Source organism: Nonomuraea sp. NPDC050786 (genome assembly GCF_040654115.1).
GTDB lineage: Bacteria > Actinomycetota > Actinomycetes > Streptosporangiales > Streptosporangiaceae > Nonomuraea.
Map to the genome: position 1 here is coordinate 278,255 of NZ_JBFAHJ010000010.1, position 7,804 is coordinate 286,058.

7 protein-coding genes are annotated in these 7,804 nt (G+C 69.7%); 4 read left to right on the forward strand and 3 right to left on the reverse strand.

Features of this window, described 5'->3' with window-relative positions; all coding sequences use genetic code 11:
* Nucleotides 1-42: 42 nt before the first annotated feature.
* Both AB0H84_RS21330 and AB0H84_RS21335 read right to left on the reverse strand, forming a co-directional pair.
* Nucleotides 43-258: a hypothetical protein gene (locus AB0H84_RS21330; protein ID WP_357606544.1), complete on the reverse strand. Its 216-nt coding sequence runs from the start codon at nucleotides 256-258 to the stop codon at nucleotides 43-45.
* Nucleotides 259-307: 49 nt separating this feature from the next.
* Complete coding sequence (locus AB0H84_RS21335; protein WP_357606547.1) at nucleotides 308-433, reverse strand: hypothetical protein; 126 nt, start codon at nucleotides 431-433, stop codon at nucleotides 308-310.
* A 493-nt stretch (nucleotides 434-926) separates the two neighbouring features.
* On the opposite strand from AB0H84_RS21335, the gene AB0H84_RS21340 reads away from it, so the two are divergent.
* From AB0H84_RS21340 to AB0H84_RS21355, 4 genes are all read left to right on the forward strand, one after another.
* Nucleotides 927-1,511, forward strand: coding sequence for an RNA polymerase sigma factor (locus tag AB0H84_RS21340; RefSeq protein WP_357606550.1), 585 nt, complete (start codon nucleotides 927-929; stop codon nucleotides 1,509-1,511).
* Nucleotides 1,498-2,394 (forward strand): CU044_5270 family protein, encoded by an 897-nt coding sequence (locus AB0H84_RS21345; protein WP_357606553.1) that lies wholly within the window; start codon nucleotides 1,498-1,500, stop codon nucleotides 2,392-2,394. The genes AB0H84_RS21340 and AB0H84_RS21345 overlap by 14 nt, the downstream gene beginning before the upstream one ends.
* Nucleotides 2,395-2,465: 71 nt before the next feature.
* Nucleotides 2,466-5,633 carry a S8 family serine peptidase gene (locus AB0H84_RS21350; RefSeq protein WP_357606556.1) on the forward strand — a complete coding sequence of 1,056 codons (3,168 nt, stop codon included), beginning with the start codon at nucleotides 2,466-2,468 and terminating at the stop codon, nucleotides 5,631-5,633.
* Nucleotides 5,634-5,752: 119 nt separating this feature from the next.
* Nucleotides 5,753-7,252 (forward strand): ankyrin repeat domain-containing protein, encoded by a 1,500-nt coding sequence (locus AB0H84_RS21355; protein ID WP_357606558.1) that lies wholly within the window; start codon nucleotides 5,753-5,755, stop codon nucleotides 7,250-7,252.
* 177 nt (nucleotides 7,253-7,429) lie between these two features.
* Here AB0H84_RS21355 and AB0H84_RS21360 read toward each other — a convergent pair whose 3' ends face one another.
* On the reverse strand, nucleotides 7,430-7,717 hold the full coding sequence (locus AB0H84_RS21360) for an EF-hand domain-containing protein (RefSeq protein ID WP_357606561.1): 288 nt from the start codon (nucleotides 7,715-7,717) through the stop codon (nucleotides 7,430-7,432).
* Between the last annotated feature and the right edge of the window lie 87 nt (nucleotides 7,718-7,804).

The window sequence follows — 7,804 nt, forward strand, 5'->3', positions numbered from 1 at the left end:
GCCGTGGTCGAGGTGGAACACCGTCGGGATGCCGCACACGTTTCAGCCGGGTCCGGGTTTGCGCCGGATCGCGTGCCGAAACGCCAACGCGGTGGCCAGGGCGGAGGGGTTTCCGTCCAGTTCGGTGACGGTGCTGTGGACCGTCCAGTAGCCGGGGACGGGCCGGCCGCGTGCCTTGGCCATGCTTCTGGCCTGCCGGTGGATCGTCGCCACGCCGGGCTTGGGCTTGCGCAACGCCAGCCCTTCGATGAAGCCCACAGCTCGCCCGGGAAGCGCCGCAGCCCTTTGTCGCTGCGGCTGGCTCGGGTCAGGCCGTCGAGCCGGCTCGCCGCCAGGCGGTCAGCCACCGCTGCAAGGTCCGGTAGGAAGGGCCGCCGTGGGCGGCCGCCGGCCGTGCCAGGGGCACCCCCTCGTGCAGGTGCGGCGTGCTCACCCTGGCATCGTCGGTCCCCACAACCGATGCCCACCGCACCCGTGAAGACCACGATTTACGACGGCCTCCACACACCGGGGCCCTGTGGATTGTCCCTTCCCATGGAGTCGGCGGGAGGGGCATGTGCTGACCGGCGGCCCGCCATGTTGAGCTAGCCGGTTTCGGGTGGACTCGTTCAAGTCTTGTTGTCGGTGGGCCCGTGGGTCAGGGCGCGACGCGGGGGCGCCTCGGCTTGTTCCTTGCCCCATCCCCGGCGAGATCCCCGTGACCACCGCCGGCACCGCCGGGCGGGCCGATGTCGGGCCGCATCGGCCGGGCGAACTCGCGACCCGATCGGGGACGGCCTCGACCCGTTCGAACCGTCTACGGGGAACTCCAAAACGCCCTACGGATAAAGAGGGCTGTGACAACCACTTCAGAACGGGAGCTCGTCTTGACGGACCCTCCACCTCCAAGTGGCCATCAGCCATCGGCAGGCGGACAGGCGGGGCTGGTGGACTGCCGGGACGACTCCTCCATCATCGAAGCATCGCTGCACGCACCGGAGTGCTTCGCCGTGCTCTTCGATCGCCATGCCGCCGTGCTGCACCGCTACGCCGTGCGGCGCCTTGGACCCGACCATGCCGAGGACGTGGTGGCCGAGGCGTTCACCAGGGCTTTCGAGACGCGCCACCGGTACGAGTTCGGCCGTACGGAGGCGTTGCCCTGGCTGTACGGCATCGCCACGAACGTCATCGGCCTGCACCGGCGTGCCGAAGTGCGCGGTTACCGGGCCATGGCCCGCACGGGCGAGGATCCCGTGGTCGCCGCGTTCGACGAGCGGGTGGCCGCGCGGATCTCCGCATCGGCCACCCGGCAGCGCCTGGCCGCCGCGCTGGCGAAACTCGGCCGCGGTGAGCGGGACGTGCTGCTGCTGATCGCCTGGGGTGATCTGACGTACGAGGAGACGGCCCAAGCGCTGCGGGTGCCCATCGGCACGGTCCGATCACGCCTGTCACGAGCCCGCCGCAAGGTCGCGCACGCTCTGGGCGGCGCCAATCCCATCGAGACGAGAGAGGACGACCATGAACGACCTTGAGCTGATCAAATACCTGCGCTCCGAAGTGGCGGAAACCGGCTCGGACAGCCTGACCGGCGCACGGGAGCGGCTGCTGGCCGTGATGGCCCGCACAGCGGCTCCTCGGCGCTCCCGGCGGCCGCTGACCGTGCGGGTCACGGGCCTTGCCGTCGCCGGGGTCGCGGCGGCCGCCGCCGTCGTGATCGTCACAGGTCAGGCCGCCGCGCCCGTCAAGCCACTGCCCTCCGCCGGTGCCGTCCTGCCGCTGACCTCGGCCAAGAACATCCTGCTCGTGGCCGCCGAGAGCGCCGAGCGTACGCCACAGGGTTCCGGGACCTACTGGCACATCAAACGGGAGAGCGAGGACGGTCGGCACTTCTGGGGGGAGAGCTGGACCACGCGCGACGGGCAGCGGTGGAGCAGAGGGGAGCCAGGCAACGGGCCCGGCGTGGTGAAGGAGCCGTCGGGCACGTTCTGGCTGGGACCCGCCGACAGCGGCACCGAGGTCTCCATGGAGGATCTCGAGGCGTTGCCGACGGACCCCGAGGCGTTGCGGCAGCAGGTCACCACGATGCAGAAGGGTGGTCCCGTCGGCGAGCACGACATCGCCCTCCTGCCGCTGGCCTCGCTGATCGCGGAGCTCCCCGCGCCCGCGGGCGTGCGATCGGCGGCGTTCCGCGCGCTCGCCGAGCTGCCGGGCGTGCAGCGGCTGGGCGCGGTCGAAGGCGGCGAGGAGCTGATGATCCAGGGCGGGATGCATGAGAGCAGGCTGGTCGTCGATCCTGAGACGTCCCAGGTGATCCGCACCAGTTGGCTCCCCACCGCAACGGGAGGGCTGGCAGGTACCAACCGCGGGTTGTCCATCAAGCTGACCACAGGGTGGACGGACGAGCTTCCCCGGTGAGGTCCGGGCCCGCCGATCAGGGCTTTCAAGACCGATAGAGACCGTGTCTCCCTTCGTACATGAGGCAGATCATGACTTTAGGCAAGTCGCTCCTCGCCGCTCTGCTGGCGGGGACGATCGGTGTCACACCCACACCCACACCCACACCCACACCGGCACCGGCACCGGCATCGCAGACTCCGTCTCAGCAGGTGAACGGCGTCACCCTGATCACCGGTGACCGGGTGGTGGTCACCGGGCAGGGGCATCGCGTGGAGCCAGGGCCCGGCAGGCAGGTCGACTTTTCCAGCCAGGTGCGCAGGGGCCACCTGTATGTGATCCCGTCCGACGCCGCCCCGTTGCTCGCCCAGGGTGTGCTGGACCGGCGGTTGTTCGACGTCACCCAGCTGCTGGCCTGGCGGTACGGCGATGCCGACACCCCCGACATCCCCGTCATCGAACAGGGCATCACCACCTCACCGGGTTCCTCGCAGGTACGGCGGCTGTCCAGTCTGGGCATGAGCGCGGCACGGGTCTCCAAAGCGGACGCCGCGCAGACCTGGCGGACTCTCACCGGGGCGCGCACTCTGGTGGCGGGCCGTACCAAGTTGTGGCTGGACGGCCGCAGGAGCTTGGCGCTGGACGAGAGCGTGAAGCAGATCGGCGCGCCGCAGGCGTGGCAGCAGGGCTTCACGGGCAAGGGTGTCACGGTCGCGGTCCTCGACTCGGGTTACGACCCTGACCATCCGGATCTGAAGGACGCGGTCGTACATGAGGCGAAGTTCAGCGACGAGCCGGACATGCGCGACAATCTTGGCCACGGCACCCACGTCGCCTCGATCGTGGCCGGCAGGGGCGAGAAGTACCGGGGCGTGGCCCCGGAGGCGAGCCTGGCCATCGGGAAGGTGGGCGAAGCTGGGAGCCTGACCGATTCTCAGGCCCTTGCCGGTATGGAGTGGGCCGCCGTCGAGGTGAAGGCCAAGATCATCAACATGAGCTTCGGTGGTCCCGACGGCCCAGGGCTGGATCCGCTGGAGCAGGCGGTCAACACGTTGTCGGAACAGAGCGGCGCACTGTTCGTCGCGGCGGCGGGAAACGACGGCATCGAGGCCAGTGTGCTCAGTCCCGGAAGCGCCGAAGCGGCACTCACTGTGGGCGCGGTGGACAAGCAGGGCCGGATGGCCCACTTCTCCAGCCAGGGGCCGCGCGTGAGCGACCACGCGATCAAACCCGACGTGACCGCGCCCGGGGTGGACATCACGGCCGCCGCCGTCGGGGGCGGCTACCAGGTGATGAGCGGCACCTCGATGGCCACCCCGCACGTTGCCGGAGCGGCGGCGATCCTGGCCCAGCGCCACCCGGACTGGACCGGCGCGCAGATCAAGTCCGCGCTGATCGGCAGCGCCGCTCCGGTCCAGGACGCGAGGCTCTATCAGCAGGGTGCCGGGACGATCGACCTGGTACGCGCGCTGCGGCAGCAGGTCGTGTCCAAGCAGGCCAACGTGTGGGCGGCCTTCCCCTGGAACGGCGCCGGCGGCCGGACGGCGACCAGGACGATCACCTACGCCAACGAGGGCGACGCACCGGTCACCCTCGGCCTGTCGGCGGACGGTGGGGTGCTGAAGCTGCAGTCCGACCAGGTCACTGTCCCGGCCAAGGGCGAAGCGTCGGTCACGCTCACCATCGACGCGGGCGGGAAGGCCCCGGGTGACCACCCGGGAACGGTCACCGCCAGGTCGGGCGAGACGATGATCCGCACGCTGGCCGGCGCATACGTGGAGCCGGAGTCGCACGACGTCGCCATCACCGTCGTCGGCAGGCAGGGCCTGCCGGTCAACCCCCAGGACGGCGAGGTCTACGACCCCGAAACCGGTGCCCTCCACGGGCTGTCCTTCCAGGAGGGGACCGCAACGGTACGGCTGCCCAAAGGCAACTGGAACCTCTATACCCGCATCAGCGAGAAGATCGACGGGAAGTCGGCGCTGACGATCGCCGACTCTCCCCTGAAGGTGGACGGCAGCGAGCAGCGGTTCACCGTGGACACGCGTCAGGGCAGGCCGGTGAAAATCACCGTGGACGATCCGAGTGCCCAGCTCCAGCGTGTTCTCGTCCTCGGGCTGGACCACGGCGCGTGGGGCCTCTGGACCCGCAGCTTCGGCCCTGACGTCAACTCCCAGGTCTTCGTCATCCCCGCCGCGTCACCCGGTCTGACCTACACCCTGGCGACCACGTGGCTCAGCAAGGACGTCTCGCCCAGCCCGTACGTCTATACCCTGGTCGACCGGCGCAGCGGCGGTCTTCCTGACGACCCCACCTACCACGCCAGGCAGAAGGAGCTGGCCAAGGTCACCGCGACCTACCGGGCCTCCGGAGCGGCTGCCACGGGCGCTTCCCTGGTCGGGCTGCACATCGGCGGTTCGCTGGGAACGTTCCCGATATCGTCGGTCGGCGGCATCGCGCTGCCCGGCAGGCTCGTCCACTATCGGACCCCTGGTCTGGTCTTCGACAGCTCCTTCCAGGTCGGCACCGCGCTGACCTCCGACGACGGCAAGCTCATGAAGCGAGGCCACACCAGCGAAGCCTGGAACGCCGCCGTCACCGGGCCGTCGTTCCTGCTGCCGGCCGGCCACCGTACCGGCGACAGCCTCTCCTTCGCCGGGACGGGGATGTTCGCCGACGGGCAGCCGGACAGAACCGGCTCGGACGCCACCGCCACCGGCACCGCCACTCTCGCCAAGGACGGCAAGGCGCTGGCCACCGCCGACCTCGCCAACTGCGACGTCCACCAGCCGCAGCGCTGCGAACTGCGCGCCGACCTGCCCACCGGGTCCGGCGCCTACACGCTGACCGCGTCGCTGCACCGGCAGGCCACGCTCTCCACGGAAGTGACATCGGCCTGGACGTTCGCGTCCGTGACCACCGCCAAGGAGCAGCCGCTGCCCCTGATGGCCGTCCGCTACAGCCCCGAGGGCCTGGACGACTCCAGCCGCGCCAGGCCGGGCAGCAGAACCCGCATGCCCGTGTGGGTCGAGCGCAACCCCGGCGCCACGAAGGCGGAGGCGAATTCGATCCGGCTGGAGATGTCCGCCGACGACGGCGCCACCTGGCGTCCTGTCCCGGTCACCCGCAGCGGCTCCGGCTGGACCGCCCTGCTGACGAACCCTCCCGCGGCCGGATTCGTCTCCCTCCGGGCGACGATCATCGACTCAGCCGCCGACGGGGTGACCCAGACAATCATCCGCGCCTACGCGGTCGGCTGATCCGCGACGGTGAGGGCGCCCCTCAAGGCGCCCTCACCGGTGAGGATGCCTCGTGATCGACCTTCGACGCTTTCCAACGGTTGCCTCCGCGCAGAGCCGATCACTATCCTGAAAGGAGCGTGCGAGGACGCTGCCAGTCCGCGGGCAGGGATTTTCCCACCTCGAGCAGCACGTCAACGCACCGGACAAGACCGACCTCTTTCCGGCCGGGCAAGCGGGCCTCGGCGACGGAGGAGGTTGCGATGTCCGATCGTCATTTCGAGCTGCCGGCCCATCCGAATCTGGAGTACTACCGCAAGCAGGCCAAGCACCTGCATCACGCGTACGCGGCGGGCGATGCGGCAGCCGAAGCCCGGGTCGCCGACGTGCTGGGTGAGCGGGCCGCCGAGCGGTTCTTACTCAGCGACGCCCAGTTCGTGCTCGCTCAGGAACACGGATTCCGGACCTGGGCCGAGTTTCGCGCCCACGTCGAAAGCCGCAGTGCCACCGAGGACCGGCCGGTCTCCCGCCTCTTGGGGATCAGTTCGGGCACCTACGCCTCGATGGCCGACACCCTCCTCGTCGAGTTGCGCCGCGACGATCCCGGCGCGCTGCAACGGTTGCGGGCCTACGTGCCCCGGCACGCCACCGCGACCTCCGCCGCGACCTCCGCCGCGACCGCCGATCTTCGCGATGCGCGGCTGATCATCGCGCGGGAGCTCGGCTTCCCGACCTGGCAGGAGCTCGTGTCGTTCAGCGAGAAATCCCGGCGCGATCTCGACGAACGCCGGGAGCAGCGGCGGCGGCTGCACCGCGAGGCCGAAGCCCTGCTGGCCGGCGACACCCATCGGCTGGCCGGTCTGACCGCCGAGCAGGCCGACACCCTGCTGCACATGCTCTCGGGCCCCGAGATGATCCCCGGTGTCCGGCTCGAGAGGGAGCTCGGCGTGCCACGCGCCGCAGTCGATGTCCTGCTCGGCAAGGCCAGCAATGTGGATCTCCCGCTCGTCTGGGCTGCTCGCTGCAACCGGGTCGAGTACGTGCGTCTGCTGCTGGACGCCGGCGCCGACCCTGGCGTCCGGAAATGGGGTATCACCCCGCTGGAGAACGCCATCTACCATGACAACACGGAGGTCGTCGACCTGCTCGCCGAGCACGCGATCGTCCCGCGGGCGCTCTGGACGTACGCCGCCTGCGGCCGGCTGGATCTCGTGCAGTCCTGTTTCGACGCGGACGGCAGCCTCCGGCCGGACGCCGCGTCGGCGCGCCCCGACCTCGCCGACACCGGCGCAGGCTTTCCCTCCCGGTTGCCGCCGACCGATGATCCGGAGGAGATCGTGGGAGAGGCGTTCGTTCATGCCTGCCAGCACGGCCGGATCAAGGTCGTGCGCTGGTTCCTGGACCGCGGCGTCCATCCCGACGTCGCGCCCTACCTCGGGCGGACCGGCCTGCACTGGGCGATCCCGGGCGGTCGTCTCGACGTGGTCCGCCTGCTCCTGGAACGCGGAGCCGACCCATCCATTCGCGACGATCTTCTCCAAACCGACGCGGACGGCTGGCTGCACATAGCCTTCGCGGCTCGCCCGCACGATCCCGTGGCTCAGCAACTCCACGATCTGATCGAGTCTCGATCGCGCTGAGTTGCTGCCGCGGGTCCGGGGATGAGCAGCCGAAAGCTTTCAGCCGGCCGACAGAAACTGCATGACCACGACGCTCCATCAGGTGGTGACACAGGCACCCGTCTGCGGGCCGGATGCCGGACTGCGGCGCGATGCGCGGCAGTCCGGCTTCATCCCCGCAGTCACATGGGGCAACGCTCAGTGGGCGCTGGTCGCGCCCAGCATCCAGGTGCCGGGCTGGCTGGCGTCCGCGCTGGAGAGCAAGGCATTCGCGCCGGCCAAGAACTCCTCGCGGGAGATCGCGCCGTCCTTGTCGGTGTCGAGGTGGTCGAAGGCGACTCGCGCGGTGTCGGCCTGCATGTCCGCCGCGCCGTACATGCGCGCGAACTCCTCATAGCTGAGGTGGCTGTCACCGTCGCTGTCGGCAGCATCGAACAGGGTGTGACATACCGCGTCGACGGTTTGGAGATAACGCGGGTCAGACATCCCTGGACCTGGAATGTCAAGCGGCGAAGTCGTGTTGCCGGTGCGACCATGCGGTTGCTTGGTTGTAGGTGGTGTGGGTTTTCAGGC